This is a genomic window from Mesorhizobium sp. L-8-10 (genome assembly GCF_016756635.1).
Taxonomy (GTDB): domain Bacteria; phylum Pseudomonadota; class Alphaproteobacteria; order Rhizobiales; family Rhizobiaceae.
Window position 1 is genome coordinate 278,374 of sequence record NZ_AP023263.1, and the last position, 16,998, is coordinate 295,371.

The window sequence follows — 16,998 nt, forward strand, 5'->3', positions numbered from 1 at the left end:
CCTTGAGGGGAGATATCAGGCAGGCCAGAGGGGGGTGATCCACGCCCGCCGTCATCGCTGTGTCTCCGCCGCCAGGTGCCCCACATGCCCTTCTTCCCGCCGTTTCTCGCAGTGGTCTGTGTCGGAGCAGACGAACATGTGCCCGCCGCGGTCGTCGAGGATGACTTCGTCGAGATAGACGTTGTTCGCACCGCAGAGCGCGCAAGGCTGGTCGAAGGTCTGGATCTCGAAGGGATGGTCCTCGAAGTCGAGGCTGACCACCTCGGTGAAGGGCGGAATAGCGTAGATGCGCTTCTCGCGGCCGGCGCCGAAGAGCTGGAGCGCCGGCGACATATGCATCTTGGGATTGTCGAATTTCGGCGTCGGCGAAGGATCCATCACGTAGCGCCCCTCGACCTTTACCGGATAGTCATAGGTCGTGGCGATGCGGCCATGCCTGGCGATGTCCTCGTAGAGCTTCACATGCATCAGCCCGTATTCCTCGAGGGCGTGCATCTTGCGCGTCTCGGTCTCGCGCGGTTCGAGGAAGCGCAAGGGCTCGGGAATCGGGACCTGGTAGACCAGCGTCTGGCCTTCGCTGAGCGGATATTCCGGGATGCGGTGGCGTGTCTGGATGATCGTCGCCCTGGCCGTTTCAGTCGTCACCGCCACGTCGGCCACCTTGCGGAAGAAGGCCCGGATGGACACGGCGTTGGTGGTGTCGTCGGCGCCCTGGTCGATGACCTTCAGCACGTCGTCGGGCCCGATGATCGAGGCGGTCACCTGTACGCCGCCGGTGCCCCAGCCGTAGGGCATCGGCATTTCGCGCGACGCGAAAGGCACCTGGTAGCCCGGAATGGCTATGCCCTTGAGGATCGCCCGCCGGATCATGCGCTTCGTCTGCTCGTCGAGATAGGCGAAGTTGTAGGACGCGATATCAGTCGCCTGGATGTTCATTCCGCAGCCTCCCGCGTTTCGGTCCGTTCCCGCGCGTCGTGTTCGGCGCGCATGCGCCGCACGAGGTCGAGCTCGGCCTGGAAGTCGACATAGTGGGGCAGTTTGAGATGTTCGACGAAACCGGTGGCCTGGACGTTGTCGGAGTGGGAGATGACGAACTCCTCGTCCTGGGCGGGCGCCACGACGTCCTCGTCGAACTCGCGGGCTCTCAGCGCGCGGTCGCACAGCGACATGGCCATGGCCTTGCGTTCGGATTGCCCGAAGACCAGCCCATAACCCCGGGTGAACTGCGGCGGCGCCTTGGCCGAGCCCTTGAACTGGGTCACCATCTGGCATTCGGTCACCCGGACGCGGCCGAGCGGGACGGAGAACGGAAGCTCGGGCACGTCGAGCTCCAGCTCGACCTCGCCGATGCGGATTTCGCCGACGAAGGGATGGTTGCGCCCATAGCCGCGCTGGGTGGAGTAGCCAAGCGCCAGCAGGAAACCCTCGTCGCCGCGCGACAGGGCCTGCAGGCGGATGTCGCGCTCCATCGGGAACTCCAGCGGCTCACGGGTGATGTCGCCCGTGGTGTGATCCTCCGGCAGCTCGCCGTCGGCCTCGATCAGTCCCTCATGGGCAAGAATCTCGGAAACGCGCGGCATGCGCTCGGGGGAAGCTTCGCGCCGCTCGGCCTCGTCGACCGGCGCACCGGCAGCCAGCCCGGGATCGAGCAGGCGGTGGGTATAGTCGAAGGTCGGCCCGAGCAGCTGGCCGCCGGGCAGGTCCTTGTAGGTGGCGGAGACGCGCCGCTCGACCAACATGCCGCCGGTGTCGACCGGCCGCGTATAGCCGAAGCGCGGAAGCGTGGTGCGATAGGCGCGGACGAGGAAGATCGCCTCGATCAGGTCGCCCCGCGCCTGGATGACGGCGAGCGCGGCAAGCTCCTTGTCATAGAGCGAGCCCTCGCTCATCACCCGGTCGACGCCGAGGCCGAGCTGTTCCACGATCTGGTCGATGCGCAGCGCCGGCACCGAGCGGTCGCCCCTGCGGCGGTCGGCGAGCAGCCTGTGGGCGTTCTCGATGGCGGCCTCGCCGCCCTTCACGGCAACATACATGTCAGCCCTCCATCATCTTGATGCGCGTGGTGCGCGGCAGGCAGGCGATGCCATCGGGCGCCGCCAGGACCACGTCGATGCCACGCGGGAAACGCTGGTTGTTCTGCTTCCACTGCTCGACGAAGTGGCGCGGCAGCGGCGAAGGCGAGATTGTCGCCGTCGTCTCGATACCGGGCCCTTCGAGCAGCAGCCCCGGACCGGACGACAGCCCTGCAACCTGCAGGACGAGCGTCGCGGAGCGGTCCGGATATTCCTGCGTGCCTTGCGCGAAATTCTCCAGCGCGATCAGTTCCGCAGGGTTCGCAACGATGGCGAAATGGGCTTCTGTTGGCCTGTCCGCGAGCGGAGCGCCGCTGTGGAAGCCGAGCCAGGACCGCACCGCCTGGGAAGCCTGCAGCGGCGGATCCAGCCAGACCGGCGTATCGTGGTCGCAAAGGGTGAGGGCTACCGCGGCGGCGGCCGGCGACAAGGGCGCAGGCGGGCGGGCGAAACCAGGCAGAGGCCGCACCGTTCCCGGCCGCGCCACGGCGTCCATCACGGCGCGGAATACGGTCTGCGCATCGAAGACCGGATTCTCGAAGCCGCCGTCTACCGTTTGATCGATCATCAGTCCTCTCCGCGTACCATGGTGAAGAAATCGACCTTCGTCGCCGCGGTCTCGGCGCGACGGCGCTCATCGGCCTCGGCAAGTGCTGCGCGCAGCGGCGCGACGACCCTGGCTTCGACATCGGCCCGCCGGGCGGGGTCCTGCCACAACGCATCGGCAATCGCCGACATCAGCGCCTTCTCCTTGTCGCGGCCGAGAGCATAGGCATGACCGACCTCGCCGGTAGCAAGCTTGACCGTGGCGCGGGTCACCGTGGCCTCGCCGAAGTTGAAGGGCGCACCGCCGCCGCCTATCCGGCCGCGCACGGTGACCAGGCCGGTCTCGGGGCCACGCACGGGATGCGCCTCGACTTCGAAGCCGGCTTCGGCCCAGACCCGCTTCAGCATGTCGCCGGGCGCCGACGCCAGGGCGGCCATCGCCGCCTTGCGCGCCGCCTCCATTTCCTTTTCCTGCCGACGATCCGTCTTCATTCCTGCCTCGCTGAATTCGGTTATTTGTCTATTGTTCTATACAACCGAACAAATTATAACAGACCTCTAGCGCGCGTCCATGACGCGTTCGTGACAGGGGCGGGAAAAGATGACCAAGACTGAACCATCCGACATGGAAAGGCGAAGCGGCGTGGCGTTGTGGCGGCAGATCGCCGACCGCATCCGGCAGGGCATCGCTGCCGGCACGCTGGGCGAGGACGACCGGCTGCCGCCGGAGCTGGTGCTGTCGGAGCGTTTCGGCGTCAACCGCCACACGGTGCGCGCGGCGATCTCCGCGCTTGTCCAGGAAGGAGTGCTGCGCGCGGAGCAGGGCCGCGGGACCTTCATCGAACGCCGCCAGAGGCTGACCTATCCGATCTCGGCGCGGACACGCTTCTCGGCCGGGCTGGAGGGCCAGGCACGCGACCGGCGCGGCAGCCTTCTGGCACATGCGACCGAGCCCGCGAAGGCTCGGGTCGCCGAGGCGCTCGATCTCGCCGAAGGCGCGCCGGTCATCCGCCTGGAAACGTTGAGCGAAGCCGACGGGCGCCCGGTGTCGCGCGCCGCGAGCTGGTTCGACGCGAAGCGTTTTGCCGGCTTCGAGGCGGCCTTTGCCGACACCGGTTCGATCACGCTCGCGCTCAAGCGGTTCGGCGTCGACGACTATTTCCGCAAGTCGACGCTCGTCTCCGCCAGGCATGCCGACGCGGCCGACTTGGCCGACCTCAAGCTCTCGCCCGGCGCGATCGTGCTGGTCGCGGTCGCGGTCAATGTCGACACCGACGGTCGCCCGATCCAGTTTGCCGAGACAAGGTTCGCCGCCGACCGCGTGGAACTGACGGTCCAGAGCTAGCGTTTCTTGCGCGGATCCCGCGGTGCGTCCTTCGAGGCTCGCTTCGCTCGCTCCTCAGGATGAGGATCGTAGTGCGCTTCAGCTCACGAAGAGAGACGTGGCGCCCTTCACCTCACGACGGGCGTATTGTCCTTCATCTCAGGATAGGTGCGTAGCGCCAACCTTCCTCATCCTCGGGATGAGGATCGTGGTGCGCTTCAGCTCACGAAGAAAGACGTAGCGCCCTTCACCTCATGACGAGGGGCGTATTGCCCTTCGCCTCAGGATAGGTGCGAAGCGCCAACCTTCCTCATCCTGAGGTGCTCGCGAAGCGAGCCTCGAAGGACGCACCTCACATCGAATTGAGGCGACGGCCGGCCAGGTTTGATTGACCGGCCTCGGGGCGCCATGCTCAATCCGGGCTGAAATCGCCGGAGGTCCATCCTTGAAAAGACTGCTGCTTTGCGCCGCCGCCCTGGCCACCGTGACGCTGCGCGCCTTTGCGGGCGATCCCGATCCGGCGCAATGGGACAAAGTGCTTGCCGAGGCCAGGGGCGAGACCGTCTATTTCAATGCCTGGGGTGGAGCCGAGAACGTCAACGCCTATATCGAATGGGCTGCCGACGAGGTGGCGCGCCGCTATGATGTGAAGCTCGTCCAGGTGAAGCTCGACGACACCGCCAATGCGGTCGCCAAGGTGGTGGCAGAGAAGGCGGCCGGCAGGAACGAAGGCGGCACGGTCGATCTCATCTGGATCAATGGCGAGAACTTCGCCTCGATGAAGCGGCAGGGGCTCTTGATGTCACCGGGCTGGGCCGAGAAGCTGCCCAACTGGAAATATGTCGACGTCGAGGGCAAGCCGACCATCCGCACCGACTTCACAATACCGGTGGAGGGCCTCGAAAGCCCGTGGGGCATGGCCAAGCTGGTCTTCTTCCACGACACGGCAAGGACGGCACCCGAGACGATGCCGACATCGGCAAAGGCCCTGCTGGAATGGGTCAGGCAACACCCCGGCCGCTTCACCTATCCGCAGCCGCCGGATTTCACCGGCACGTCCTTCCTGAAACAGGTGCTTTCCGAGGTGGTCACCGACCGCTCGGCCTTGACAAAGCCGGTCGATGAAGCCCGTTTCGCCGCGGTGACGGCCCCGCTCTTTTCCTATCTCGACGCGCTGAACCCCGTTCTCTGGCGTTCCGGAAGAGCCTTTCCGCAGAACTATCCGGCGATGAAGCAGCTACTGGCCGACGGCGAGGTGGACATCATCTTCGCCTTCAATCCATCGGAAGCCTCGAACGCGATCGCGTCAGGCGAACTGCCCGATACCGCGCGCTCCTTCGCCTTCCCGGCCGGCACGCTCGCCAACACGCATTTCGTGACCATACCCTACAACGCCGCCGCCAAGGCGGGCGCGCTCGTCGTGGCCGACTTCCTGCTGTCGCCCGAGGCCCAGGCCCGCAAGCAGGACCCGAAGGGCTGGGGCGATCCGACCGTGCTTGCCATGTCGAAACTCGGCGCCGGGGACCGGGCGCGTTTCGCGGCTCTGGATCTGGGCGTCGCAACCTTGCCGCCCGACCGGCTCGGCCCGGCGCTGGACGAGCCGCATCCGAGCTGGATGGAGCGCATCGACGAGGAATGGAAGCGGCGTTATGGCGTCGAGAACTAGCCGCTTGGCCATAGTTGGGAAAGCTGGCGCTCAGCCTCCTGTCCACCTCAGACGATTAACAGCAACGGCACGGCGCGACGCGAGATGAAAGCACGTCCACCTGCTTTGCCATGCTGACCCGCCTCGGTCCGCCGCTGGCGATCGCGCTCCTGGCGGGTCCGATCCTGGCCGGGCTCGCCGGCACGCTGCTTCCCGCGCTGGGCTATCTGCCGTCGCTCGGAGGGACGCGCCTGACATCAGACCATGCGGCAAGGCTCTTCGCCGCGCCTGGTATTCTCACATCGGTCGCGCTCTCTCTGGCCTCGGGCCTCGTCACGACGGCAATATCGGTTCTGGTCGTCATGCTCTTCGTCGCGGCCTGGGCCGGAACCCGCGCCTTCGCAAGGGTTCGGCACCTGATCTCGCCGCTGCTGTCCGTTCCGCACGCCGCGGCGGCCTTCGGCCTCGCCTTCCTCATTGCGCCGTCAGGCATGATCTCCCGTCTGATCTCGCCGGAACTGACGGGATGGTCGAGACCGCCCGACCTTCTTGTCGTCAACGACCCCTTCGGCCTTTCGATGATGGCCGGGCTGGCGGTGAAGGAGATTCCGTTCCTGCTCCTCATCGCACTCGCCGCCCTGCCCCAACTCGACGTCGCCAGGACCCGAGCGCTCGCGGGCACGCTCGGCTACGGGCGCATCGCCGGCTTCCTGTTCGGGCTCTGGCCTTCGCTCTACCGGCAGATGCGGCTCGCCGTCTTCGCGGTCATCGCCTTCGCTACGTCGGTGGTCGACGTGGCGGCGATCCTCGGACCGACCGCGCCCCCGCCGCTCGCGGTGCGGCTCCTCGGCTGGATGAACGATCCGGATCTGGACATGCGTTTCGTCGCATCGGCTGGCGCGGTTCTGCAACTCGCAGTCACGGGGACCGCACTTCTCGCATGGGTCGGACTGGAACGGCTTGGCGCGGCGATCCGTGACCGTGCGGCTCTCGCCGGCCTCAGGCTTCGGCACGACGCCTGGCTGTGCCGGGTGGCGCTGTTCGCCATGCTCGTTCCGGCAGTGGTGATATCGGGCGGGCTGGCCGTGCTATGCCTCTGGTCCGTCGCCGGCCTCTGGCAATTTCCCGACGCATTGCCCGAGAGCTTCACCATGGCGGGCTGGGCGAAATCCCTGCCCCGCATCGCCGCGCCGCTGGCGACGACCTTGCTCGTCGCATTTGCCGCGACGCTTACCGCAGTGCTGCTTGCGATTCTATGCCTCGTGCGCAAGCTCGAGACCGGCCGCACCGGCGGCCGCCTGGCCCTCGTCCTCATCTATCTGCCGCTGATCGTCCCGCAGGTCGCCTTCCTCTTCGGCTTGCAGCTTCTCTTCGCGTTTTCCGGCGCCGTGGCCGGCCTCTCGGCACTCGTCTTCGCGCATCTGATCTTTGTCCTGCCCTATGTCTTCCTGTCGCTGTCCGATCCGTGGCGGGCCTATGACCGGCGCTACGACGCGGTCGCCGCCGGTCTCGGCAAATCGCGGCGGACCACGCTCTTCCACGTCCGCCTGCCGATGCTCCTGCCGGCCGTGCTGACGGCTGCGGCGGTCGGCTTCGCCGTCTCGGTCGGCCAGTACCTGCCGACTGTGCTGATCGGCGCCGGCCGGCTGGAAACGATCACCACCGAAGCGGTCGCCCTCGCCTCGGGCGGCAATCGCCGCGTCATCGGCGTCTACGCCTTCTTCCAGATGATGCTGCCGGCGCTGGGCTTTCTGGTTGCCACGGCCGTGCCGGCATTGATATTCCGGCGCCGTCGCGCGCTGCGCGTCTGAGCCCCCGGGAAGAATGACGAAATCAGGCCTTTTCCTCGATCATGTGTCGATACGGCTCGACGGGCGCACCCTGCTTTCGGTCGCCGGCCATGTCGCGCCCGGCGCCGTGCTGACGGTCATGGGGCCATCCGGCTCAGGCAAGTCGACGCTGCTCGCTTATATCGGGGGCTTTCTGGACCCGGCCTTCTCGGCGAGCGGCAAGGTGTTCGTCGACGACATCGAGCTAAGCGCGCTGCCCGCCGAGGATCGTCACGCCGGCCTGCTCTTCCAGGACCCGCTTCTGTTTCCACACATGACAGTCGCCGGCAACGTGGCCTTCGCCATGGCGCCCGGCCTTAAAGGCAGGCAGAACCGCCTGGCGCTGGCCGAGGAGACTCTGGCCGGCGTCGGCCTCGCTGGCCTCGGCGAGCGTGACCCCGACACGCTGTCGGGCGGACAGAAGGCCCGCGTGGCGCTGGCACGCGTGCTCGTCTCCTCTCCGCGCCTGCTGCTGCTCGACGAGCCGTTCTCGAAGCTCGACCAGGAGCTGCGCCAGCAGATGCGCGAGCTGGTCTTCACCAAGGCCAGGGAGGCGAGGCTTCCCGTGGTGCTCGTGACCCATGACCAGGCCGATGCGATGGCCGCCGGCGGCTCGATCGTGCGCATCGGGGACCAGCCATGATCCGGCTGCCGGAACTCCCCGTCACGTCCGTGCTGCCGGCACTGCAGCAAGCGCTCCGGGACGGCCCTAACGCGGTGCTGGTCGCACCGCCCGGCGCCGGCAAGACGACGCTGGTTCCGCTCGCTCTGCTGGATGCAGCATGGCGCGGCGACGGACGCATCCTGCTTCTCGAACCGCGACGGCTCGCGGCGCGCGCGGCTGCGCGGCGCATGGCGTCACTGCTCGGGGAGGAGCCCGGCCAGACTGTGGGCTACGCGATGCGCATGGAGAACCGCATCTCGAAGGCGACACGGGTCGTGATCGTCACCGAAGGCGTCCTGTCGCGCATGATCCTCGACGACCCCGAGCTCTCCGGTATCGCGGCGATCATCTTCGACGAGTTCCACGAACGCTCGCTCGACGGCGACTTCGGCCTGGCGCTGGCGCTCGACGTCCAGGGGGCGTTGCGACCGGATCTGCGCCTTGTCGTCATGTCGGCGACACTCGACGGAGCGCGCGTGGCGCAGCTCGTCGGCGATGCGCCGGTCATCGAAAGCGAGGGCCGCTCCTTCCCCGTCGAGTTGCGCCACGACGAGCGCCCCGCTGGCGTCGCGATCGAAGACGCCATGGCGAAGGCAATCCGCGAGGCCCTGGCAGCCGAGCCCGGCAGCCTGCTCGCCTTCCTGCCGGGCCAGCGCGAAATCGAACGGACTGCCGAGCGGCTGGCCGGCAGGCTGCCCGAGCACGTCGACGTGGTGCCGCTTTACGGCCAGCTCGACAGCAAGGCGCAGGATGCAGCGATCCGCCCCGCGCCCGAAGGCCGCCGCAAGGTGGTGCTGGCGACCTCGATCGCCGAAACCTCGATCACCATCGACGGGGTGCGCGTGGTCATCGATTCCGGATTATCGCGCCTGCCGCGATACGAGCCGGCGACCGGCCTGACCCGGCTCGAGACGGTGCGCGTCAGCCAGGCGTCGGCGCTCCAGCGGGCCGGCCGCGCCGGCAGGACCCAGCCCGGCGTCGCGATCCGGCTGTGGCGGGCCGAGCAGACCGCCGCGCTGCCCGCCTTCACGCCGCCCGAGATCCTCGAAGCCGACCTTTCCGGACTGCTCCTCGACTGCGCCGCCTTCGGCGTCGCCGATCCCACGAGCCTCGCTTTCCTCGACCCGCCGCCGGCCCCCGCTTTGGCCGAGGCGCGAGCCTTGCTCCTCGCCCTTCACGCCATCGATCCGACAGGACGGCTGACACCCGGCGGGGAAGCGATGCGCCGGCTGGCGCTGCCAGTGAGGCTCTCGCATATGGTGGCCGAAGCGGCCCGTTCGGGCGAGGCGCAGGAGGCCGCGACGCTGGCCGTTCTGCTTACCGAACGCGGCCTCGGCGGCGACGGCGCCGATCTGGAGCGGCGGCTCGCGCGGTTCCGTACGGAGAAATCGCCGCGCGCCGTCGCCGCGCGCCAGCTCGTCGAAAGGCTGACACGGCAGGCCGGCGGCGGGTCGCGACCTCAGCAACCCTCTTCCGCCGGAACGCTTCTGCTCCAGGCCTGGCCCGACCGTGTCGCCAGGGCCCGCGGCGAGCGGGGCCGCTTCGTGCTCGCCAATGGTCGGGGTGCCGTGGTCGACGCCGCCGATCCGCTCGCCGGCGAGGACTTCCTCGTGGTCGTCGACCTGCAGGGCAGGGCCCAGAATGCGCGGATCGCGGCAGCCGCGCCGGTGGCCGAAGCCGATATCCTTGCCGCGCTCGGCGATCGCGTCGAACGCAGGACCGAAAGCGCCTTCGATCCGGCGCGGCGCGCAGTCCGCGTGCGCGAGACCGCAAGGCTCGGCGCCATCCTGCTGTCCGAACGAATGCTGCCCGCGCCGACCGGCGCCGAGGCCGACCAGGCCATACTGGACGCGATCCGGACCCATGCCCTTGGCCTCCTGCCGTGGAGCAAGGAGGCCGAGACGCTGCGCCACCGGCTGCAATGGCTGCACAGCGGCCTCGGCGCCCCATGGCCCGATATGTCGGACAAGGCATTGATTGACACGCTGGAGGATTGGCTGCTGCCTTTCCTCGCGGGCGAAGCCGCCTTCTCGCGCATCGATCCCGGCGCCATCCAGGCCGGGCTCCTGTCGCAGGTGCCGCACGACCTGCAGCGCAGGATCGCAGCCCTCGCCCCCACACATTTCGATGCGCCCTCGGGCAGCCATGTGCCGATCCGCTACGACGGCGAAGCGCCCGTGCTCGCCATACGCGTGCAGGAACTGTTCGGCCTCGACCGTCATCCGGCCATCGCCGGAGGCACCGTCCCGCTGACGCTGGAACTCTTGTCGCCGGCGCACCGCCCCATCCAGACGACCCGCGACCTGCCCGGCTTCTGGCGCGGCTCCTGGGCCGATGTGCGCACCGATATGCGTGGCCGCTATCCCAGGCATGTCTGGCCCGACGACCCGATCAATACGGCCGCGACCAACCGGGCCAAGCCGAGGATAAAATAGCCGTTTGCCCTCGTCCCGGCAGTGGCGCATATACGATCCATGCAGGAACTTCGCCCTCACGATCCGCAAAGCAACGGGCTGCGGCTGAACACGCTTATCCGGCTGCGGTGGCTGGCCATCGTCGGCCAGAGCGTGACCGTCGTCTTCGTGGCCTACGGGCTCGAGTTCCCCCTGCCCGTCAGCTACTGCTTCGCGCTGATCGCCTGCTCGGCCTGGCTCAATCTCTATCTGGCCTTCCGCTATCCCGCCGCCCATCGGCTCGGGCCGGCGGCGGCGCTGTCGATCCTCATCTTCGACGCCCTCCAGCTGGTCGGGCTGCTGTTCATCACGGGCGGCCTGACCAACCCCTTCTCGCCGCTGATGGCGGTGCCGGTGGTGATCTCGGCAACGTCGCTGCCCTTGCGCATGACCGCGGCGATCGGCGGCCTGATGGTCGCAGCGGCCACGGCGCTGGTCTTCTATCACCTGCCGCTGCCCTGGGTGTCCGGCAACGAGCTCGTAATGCCCTTCATCTATGTCGCGGGCATGTGGGTGGCCGTGGTTGCGAGCATCACCTTCACCGCCGTCTATGCCTATCGGGTGGCGCAGGAAGCGCGGCTGCTGGCCAACGCGCTGGCGGCGACCGAATTCGTGCTGCAGCGCGAACAGCACCTTTCGGCGCTCGATGGCCTCGCCGCAGCGGCCGCGCATGAGCTCGGAACGCCGCTCGCCACCATCGCCCTGGTCGCCAAGGAGATGGAGCGCGCGCTCGGCGCCGACCCCCGCTTCCAGGAGGACGTCACCCTGCTGCGCAGCCAGAGCGAGCGCTGCCGCGAGATCCTGAAGCGGCTCACCAGCCTGTCGTCGGAAAGCGAGGAACATCTGGCGCAGCTACCGCTGACCTCGCTGATCGAGGAGGTGATCGCACCGCACCGGGATTTCGGCATCGCGATAAAGCTGGAACCCGGCGAGCGCGTCGGGCCGGAGCCGGTCGCGCGCCGCAACCCGGGCGTCATCTACGGGCTCGGCAATCTCGTCGAGAACGCCGTCGACTTCGCGCAATCCACCGTCACGCTGAGCTGGAGCTGGAACGCCGATACCGTCGCCATCACCGTCGTCGACGATGGTCAGGGTTTCCCGCCCGACATCATCGACCGCATCGGCGAGCCCTATATGTCGACGCGGCGCGGCTCCGAACTCGGCGGCGGACTGGGCCTCGGCCTTTTCATCGCCAAGACCCTTCTGGAGCGCTCCGGCGCGACAATGAAGTTCCACAATTCCTTCCTGCAGGGACAGGGCGCCATCGTTTCGGTGGTCTGGCCGAAGCAGGTCTTTGCAGGCCCCGTCGCGGCGGCGGTGAAGATGCCGGCGTAAACCCGGGAATCACGGGCGCATCGGCTTACCCGTTCTCTCAGCGGTTCGGGCTGACCACTGCGGCAATCACCACCGGGCCGGCGGTTTGGATTTTGGCGCACAAACCAATATATGTGGCAGGAAGACAACAGACGACGGACAAGGCTATGACCACGGAACCCGAAGCCGCGCAGGCAGGCGTGCTCGAAGGCGATACTTCGCTGCTGATCGTGGATGACGACAAGCCGTTCCTGACGCGTCTCGCCCGGGCGATGGAGATACGCGGCTTTGCCGTCGATACGGCCGAGAGCGTCGAGGAGGCCGTGGGCAAGGCCCGTGCCAATGCACCGGCCTATGCAGTCATCGACATGCGGCTCGGCGACGGCAACGGCCTCGACGTCGTGGCTGCGATCCGCGAGAAGCGGACCGATTCGCGCACCATCATCCTGACCGGCTACGGCAACATCGCGACCGCGGTGACGGCGGTCAAGCTCGGCGCCATCGACTATCTCTCGAAGCCGGCCGATGCCGACGACATCTACGCCGCCCTCACCCGCACGACCGGCGAACGCGCCGCGCCGCCGGAGAATCCGATGTCTGCCGACCGGGTACGCTGGGAACATATCCAGCGCGTCTACGAGATGTGCGACCGCAACGTCTCCGAAACCGCCCGCCGGCTGAACATGCATCGACGCACGCTGCAGCGGATCCTGGCGAAGCGGGCGCCGAGGTGAGATTAGCGAATAGCGAATAGCGAATAGCGAGTAGCGAATAGCGAATAGGGGGGATTGATGCTGTCAGCCGGCGCAGTTGCGTTGGCCGGCAAGCTCTTCTTCCCTATTCGCTATTGGCTACTCGCTATTCGCTCCCTTCATTCACTCTCGCCATCAAGAACCGGCACCGGCACGCCGGCCATCTCGGCGGCCAGCAGGCGCGCGGCGCCGGCTCTTGCGATCCTGAGCATCAGGGCCTTGCGGGTCGCTGCCGCCATCCGGTGCTCGGGCGCGTCGCGAAGGATCTCCGCGCCATAGCCGTCGGAAAGGATGAAACCGCATTCCTCCGGGAAGATCGACGCCGGCACCTCAGGGTGCGTGGCAAAGAAGAAGCGGTCCGAATGAAGCCGGTAGTCCGGCCATTTGCGATCGACCCTGAAATCCTCGATCGAGGATTTGATCTCGATGATCCAGATGTCGCCCTGCCGGGTGAGCGCGACGAGATCGGCGCGTCGCCCGGTCGCCAGCGACAGTTCGGGAAGCACATGCGCGCCCATTTCGGTAAGCAGCCGCTGCACGCCGCGGCGGATGATCATGGCGCGTTCCGACTGGCGGCCGTCGGCGAGCGGGTTGGCAAGAATCGGGGAAACGATGGGCATGGGGTCACCATGCCACCGAATGTTCACGTTTTGAACCCTTTTTGCGGCAAGAGGCTCGTCGCGCAGCGTTCACGCCCTGTGAACACCTGTTGCCAAAATGTCATAGCCGGCGGTCGACGACGTCATGCCGGGGCATCGGCCCTTGGCAAGCAAATAAACCACCAATTAACAATACAGGCGGAAATACGGCCCGAATCGGGCTGCATCGGCTCAGTTCGGGGACATAGACCAAGCATGCGGATGAAATCCTTCTTGGCCGTGGCCGCAGTGGCGATGACCACTGCCCTTTCAGGCTGTATCAGCGGCGCTCCGTTTTCGGTATTTTCGTCGGACTACGGCTCCAGGAGAGACGCAGGCTACCAGCTCCCATCGGTCCCGATCTACAAGGTCGACCGCAAGTATCACCGCCAGATCGTCCGCTACGATACCGGCGAGAAGCCGGGCACCGTCATCGTCGATACCGGCGACAAGTTCCTCTACTACGTCCTTCCGGACGGCAAGGCGGTGCGCTACGGCATCGGCGTCGGCCGTGAAGGCTTCGAATGGTCGGGCACGGCCCGCATCGCGCTGAAGCGCGAATGGCCGACATGGACCCCGCCCGGAGCGATGATCCAGCGCCAGCCGGAACTCGCCAAATGGAGGGGCGGCATGCCGCCCGGCCTGACCAATCCGCTCGGCGCCCGCGCGCTCTATCTCTTCAACAAGGGCGGCGATTCCGGCTACCGGCTGCACGGCACGCCGGAATGGTTCTCCATCGGCAAGGCAATGTCGTCGGGCTGCATCCGCCTGATGAACCAGGACATCATCGACCTCTACAACCGCGTCGAAGTCGGCGCCAAGGTCATCGTGAAATAAGCAGCGGACCGTCTCGGCAACAGCGACGTCCGTAAGCGAAAAACCGGGCTGGGGGGCCCGGTTTTTTGTTGCGTGCTTTTCGGGATTGCGGGCGCCTATGTCACGGCCGGCCGACCCCTCATCCGACCTCGCTGCGCGAGCCCACCTTCTCTCACAAGGGGAGAAGGCCGGAGCCTGGCCTAGCGGCCGTTGCAAATTGCCAGCGTTTGCGATTGACGGAGACGTTGCTGCAGCGCGTTCCCTTCTCCCCTTGTGGGTCCCCTTGTGGGAGAAGGTGGCCGCGCGAAGCGCGGTCGGATGAGGGGTTCACCTCGCAGGCGGCTCCGATCCTGGAGCCGAAAAAAACCGTCAGGCGACCTGCTCGACATGCTCCACTTCGGGAACGAAGTGGCGCAGCAGGTTCTGGATGCCGTGCTTCAGCGTGGCCGTGGACGACGGGCAGCCGGAGCAGGCGCCCTTCATGTGCAGGAACACGGTGCCGTTCTCGTAACCGCGGAAGGTGATGTCGCCGCCGTCCTGCGCCACGGCGGGCCGTACGCGGGTGTCGAGCAGTTCCTTGATGGTGACGACGATCTCCTCGTCGGCCTTGTCGTAGAACTCGCCGTCTTCATCGGCGGCCGTCGGCGTGCCGCCGACCGCCATGACGGGCGCACCCGACATGAAATGCTCCATGATCGAGCCGAGGATGGCCGGCTTGAGATGCTGCCAGTCGGGCCCATCCTTGGTGACGGTGATGAAGTCGTAGCCGAAGAACACGCCGGTCACACCAGGAATGTCGAAAAGCCGGCCGGCCAGGGGCGACGCCTGTCGCGCGCTCTCGGCGTCGCGGAAATCGGCCGTGCCTTCGGCAAGGACTTCCTTGCCCGGCAGGAATTTCAGCGTCGCCGGATTGGGAGTCGCCTCGGTCTGGATGAACATTGTCCGAATCTCCAGGCCCGCCGCTGCAGGCCGCTTTCTTTGGAATAATTCTAAATAGGCTCAGACGATGCGATCTTCAAGCGAAACGCTTCGCCGCAGGCGCCTCTCGCCGGATTCTTTTGCTAGGCAGGCATTCCTTGGCAAGCCAACGAATGCCTGCCTAGGCCAGGCTCTCGATGTCCTCGTCGGACAGGTTCTGCGGCACGACCGTGACCGGAATCGGGAAGGCAGCGCCCTTGCCGGCGATCGACGCGACCAGCGGCCCCGGCCCTTCCTTGCCGGCGCCTGCGGCCAGAACCAGGATCGCGATGTCCTGGTCTTCCTCGATCAGCTTGTGGATCTCCTCCGCCGGCTTGCCTTCGCGCACGACCAGCTCCGGCTCGACGCCGATCTGCTCGCGCACCGTGGTGGCGAAACCGTCCAGCGCGGCCTGGGCGGTTTCCATGGCCTCGGCGCGCATGATCTTCTCCACGCCCAGCCAATGCTGGAAGTCGCCGGGCTCGATCACGTAGAGCATGACCAGCACGCCACTGGTGCTTTTGGCCCGACGCGACGCATAGGCGACGGCGCGCTCGCATTCGGGCGTATCATCGATGATGGCGAGGAACTTGCGGCGGTGGCCGACCTCGCGGCTCAGGCGTTTGGAAACCATCGCTCTCCTGTCCGTCTCGATTCAGGCGGCAATTTGCCACCGGTCGCATCGACGGGCAAGCTACCCCTTCGGCAGCCCCGACCTGCCGGAGACGCCGGACCGTCGACCCTCTCAGTCGCCGAGCAAGCCGATGATCTCCCGAACCGTCTTCATGGTGGCCTCGGCCAGCACGCCGGCACGGGCCGCGCCGTCGCGCAGCACGCCGTCGACATAAGCGGGATCGGCCGAGATACGCCGCATCTCGCCGGCGATCGGCGCAAGCCGCTCGACCGCCAGTTCCGCCAGCGCAGGCTTGAAGACCGAGAACTGCTGGCCGCCGAATTCCGAGATCACCTTCTCCCTCGTCATGTCGGCCAGCGCGGCATAGATACCGACCAGGTTTTCCGCTTCCGGGCGTTCCTTCAGGCCTTCCAGCTCCGACGGCAGTGGCGCCGGGTCGGTCTTGGCCTTGCGGATCTTCCTGGAGATGGTGTCGGCATCATCGGTGAGATTGATGCGCGACAGGTCCGACGGGTCGGACTTCGACATCTTCTTCAGGCCATCGCGCAGGCTCATGACGCGTGGTGCCGGGCCTTCGATCAGCGGCTCGGTCAGCGGGAAGTAGCCGTTGACCTTCTCCTCGCCCATCATCATCTCGACGCCGACCCTGAGGTCGGCGATGCGCGCCGAATGGTCGTTGTTGAACTTCTGGGCGATGTCGCGGGTGAGCTCCAGATGCTGTTTCTGGTCGTCGCCGACGGGCACATGGGTCGCGCGATAGACCAGGATGTCGGCCGCCATCAGGCTCGGATAGACGAACAGCCCCGCCGAGGCGTTCTCGCGGTCCTTGCCGGCCTTCTCCTTGAACTGGGTCATGCGCGACAGCCAGCCCATGCGGGCGACGCAGTTGAACACCCAGGCCAATTCCGCGTGCTGCGCCACGCGGCTCTGGTTGAAGACGATATGCTTCGTCGGGTCGATGCCGGCGGCGAGGAAGGCGGCGGTGACCTCGCGGGTCGCCCTCATCAGCTCGACGGGATCGGGCGCGATGGTGAGGGCATGCAGGTCGACCACGCAATAAATGCAGTCGTAGCTTTCCTGCAGCGCGACGAATTTACGGATCGCGCCGAGATAGTTGCCGAGATGGAGATTGCCCGTCGGCTGGACGCCGGAGAAGACGAGCGGCTGGAAGGTGTTCATGCTGTTCCTCGTGGCTTGTGGAGGGCCGTTTCGCGCGCGGCGAAAATCGAAGCGCGCTTATGGCGGAGCCGTGAACGGCGGTCAAGCGCCACAACGCGAACAACGATCGGCCCGCCTCTGCGCCCGGAGTAGATCGGTGCTTTCCCGCAGCCCGACCGAGGGAAATCTTGTCGGA

General features: G+C 66.7%; 16 protein-coding genes. 8 read left to right on the top strand and 8 right to left on the bottom strand.

What is annotated here, in order from left to right; genetic code table 11:
- Positions 1–51 precede the first annotated feature (51 nt).
- Genes JN280_RS01210 through phnG form a run of 4 tightly spaced genes read right to left on the bottom strand, consistent with a single transcriptional unit; the run spans position 52 to position 3,110 of the window.
- Positions 52–936, bottom strand: a complete 885-nt coding sequence (locus JN280_RS01210; RefSeq protein ID WP_202309728.1) for an alpha-D-ribose 1-methylphosphonate 5-phosphate C-P-lyase PhnJ — start codon at positions 934–936, stop codon at positions 52–54.
- Positions 933–2,033, bottom strand: coding sequence for a carbon-phosphorus lyase complex subunit PhnI (locus JN280_RS01215; protein ID WP_202309729.1), 1,101 nt, complete (start codon positions 2,031–2,033; stop codon positions 933–935). Before JN280_RS01215 ends, JN280_RS01210 begins: the two co-directional genes overlap by 4 nt.
- 1 nt (position 2,034) lies before the next feature.
- Entirely contained in the window at positions 2,035–2,640 is a 606-nt protein-coding gene (gene phnH, locus JN280_RS01220; RefSeq protein ID WP_202309730.1) for a phosphonate C-P lyase system protein PhnH, read from the bottom strand.
- A complete protein-coding gene (gene phnG, locus JN280_RS01225) occupies positions 2,640–3,110 on the bottom strand; it encodes a phosphonate C-P lyase system protein PhnG (RefSeq protein WP_202309731.1) in 471 nt (156 codons plus the stop codon). Before phnG ends, phnH begins: the two co-directional genes overlap by 1 nt.
- Positions 3,111–3,219: 109 nt before the next feature.
- On the opposite strand from phnG, the gene phnF reads away from it, so the two are divergent.
- The 7 genes from phnF (at position 3,220) to JN280_RS01260 (ending at position 12,581) form a co-directional block, all read left to right on the top strand.
- Positions 3,220–3,963 (top strand): phosphonate metabolism transcriptional regulator PhnF, encoded by a 744-nt coding sequence (phnF, locus tag JN280_RS01230; RefSeq protein WP_202309732.1) that lies wholly within the window; start codon positions 3,220–3,222, stop codon positions 3,961–3,963.
- Positions 3,964–4,387: 424 nt separating this feature from the next.
- A complete protein-coding gene (locus tag JN280_RS01235) occupies positions 4,388–5,608 on the top strand; it encodes an ABC transporter substrate-binding protein (RefSeq protein ID WP_202309733.1) in 1,221 nt (406 codons plus the stop codon).
- A gap of 110 nt (positions 5,609–5,718) precedes the next feature.
- Positions 5,719–7,398, top strand: a complete 1,680-nt coding sequence (locus tag JN280_RS01240) for an ABC transporter permease (protein WP_202309734.1) — start codon at positions 5,719–5,721, stop codon at positions 7,396–7,398.
- Between the two features lie 13 nt (positions 7,399–7,411).
- Positions 7,412–8,059, top strand: a complete 648-nt coding sequence (locus JN280_RS01245; protein ID WP_202309735.1) for an ATP-binding cassette domain-containing protein — start codon at positions 7,412–7,414, stop codon at positions 8,057–8,059.
- Positions 8,056–10,515, top strand: coding sequence for an ATP-dependent helicase HrpB (gene hrpB, locus JN280_RS01250; RefSeq protein WP_202309736.1), 2,460 nt, complete (start codon positions 8,056–8,058; stop codon positions 10,513–10,515). The genes JN280_RS01245 and hrpB overlap by 4 nt, the downstream gene beginning before the upstream one ends.
- Before the next feature lie 39 nt (positions 10,516–10,554).
- Positions 10,555–11,868, top strand: coding sequence for an ActS/PrrB/RegB family redox-sensitive histidine kinase (locus JN280_RS01255; protein WP_202309737.1), 1,314 nt, complete (start codon positions 10,555–10,557; stop codon positions 11,866–11,868).
- A 146-nt stretch (positions 11,869–12,014) separates the two neighbouring features.
- Positions 12,015–12,581 carry an ActR/PrrA/RegA family redox response regulator transcription factor gene (locus JN280_RS01260; protein WP_202309738.1) on the top strand — a complete coding sequence of 189 codons (567 nt, stop codon included), beginning with the start codon at positions 12,015–12,017 and terminating at the stop codon, positions 12,579–12,581.
- A gap of 137 nt (positions 12,582–12,718) precedes the next feature.
- Here the strand turns inward: JN280_RS01260 and JN280_RS01265 are convergent, their stop codons facing one another.
- Entirely contained in the window at positions 12,719–13,219 is a 501-nt protein-coding gene (locus JN280_RS01265; RefSeq protein ID WP_202309739.1) for an MmcB family DNA repair protein, read from the bottom strand.
- 234 nt (positions 13,220–13,453) lie between these two features.
- Here JN280_RS01265 and JN280_RS01270 point away from each other — a divergent pair, with 234 nt between their 5' ends.
- Entirely contained in the window at positions 13,454–14,074 is a 621-nt protein-coding gene (locus JN280_RS01270; RefSeq protein ID WP_202309740.1) for a L,D-transpeptidase, read from the top strand.
- A gap of 348 nt (positions 14,075–14,422) precedes the next feature.
- On the opposite strand, the gene JN280_RS01275 is transcribed toward JN280_RS01270, so the two are convergent.
- The 3 genes from JN280_RS01275 to trpS form a co-directional block, all read right to left on the bottom strand.
- The gene (locus tag JN280_RS01275; RefSeq protein WP_202309741.1) at positions 14,423–14,992 is read right to left on the bottom strand and encodes a NifU family protein; all 570 of its coding nucleotides are present in this window, start codon (positions 14,990–14,992) and stop codon (positions 14,423–14,425) included.
- Positions 14,993–15,152: 160 nt separating this feature from the next.
- Positions 15,153–15,644, bottom strand: coding sequence for a universal stress protein (locus tag JN280_RS01280; RefSeq protein WP_202309742.1), 492 nt, complete (start codon positions 15,642–15,644; stop codon positions 15,153–15,155).
- Between the two features lie 111 nt (positions 15,645–15,755).
- Positions 15,756–16,823, bottom strand: coding sequence for a tryptophan--tRNA ligase (gene trpS / locus JN280_RS01285; protein WP_202309743.1), 1,068 nt, complete (start codon positions 16,821–16,823; stop codon positions 15,756–15,758).
- Positions 16,824–16,998: the final 175 nt, after the last annotated feature.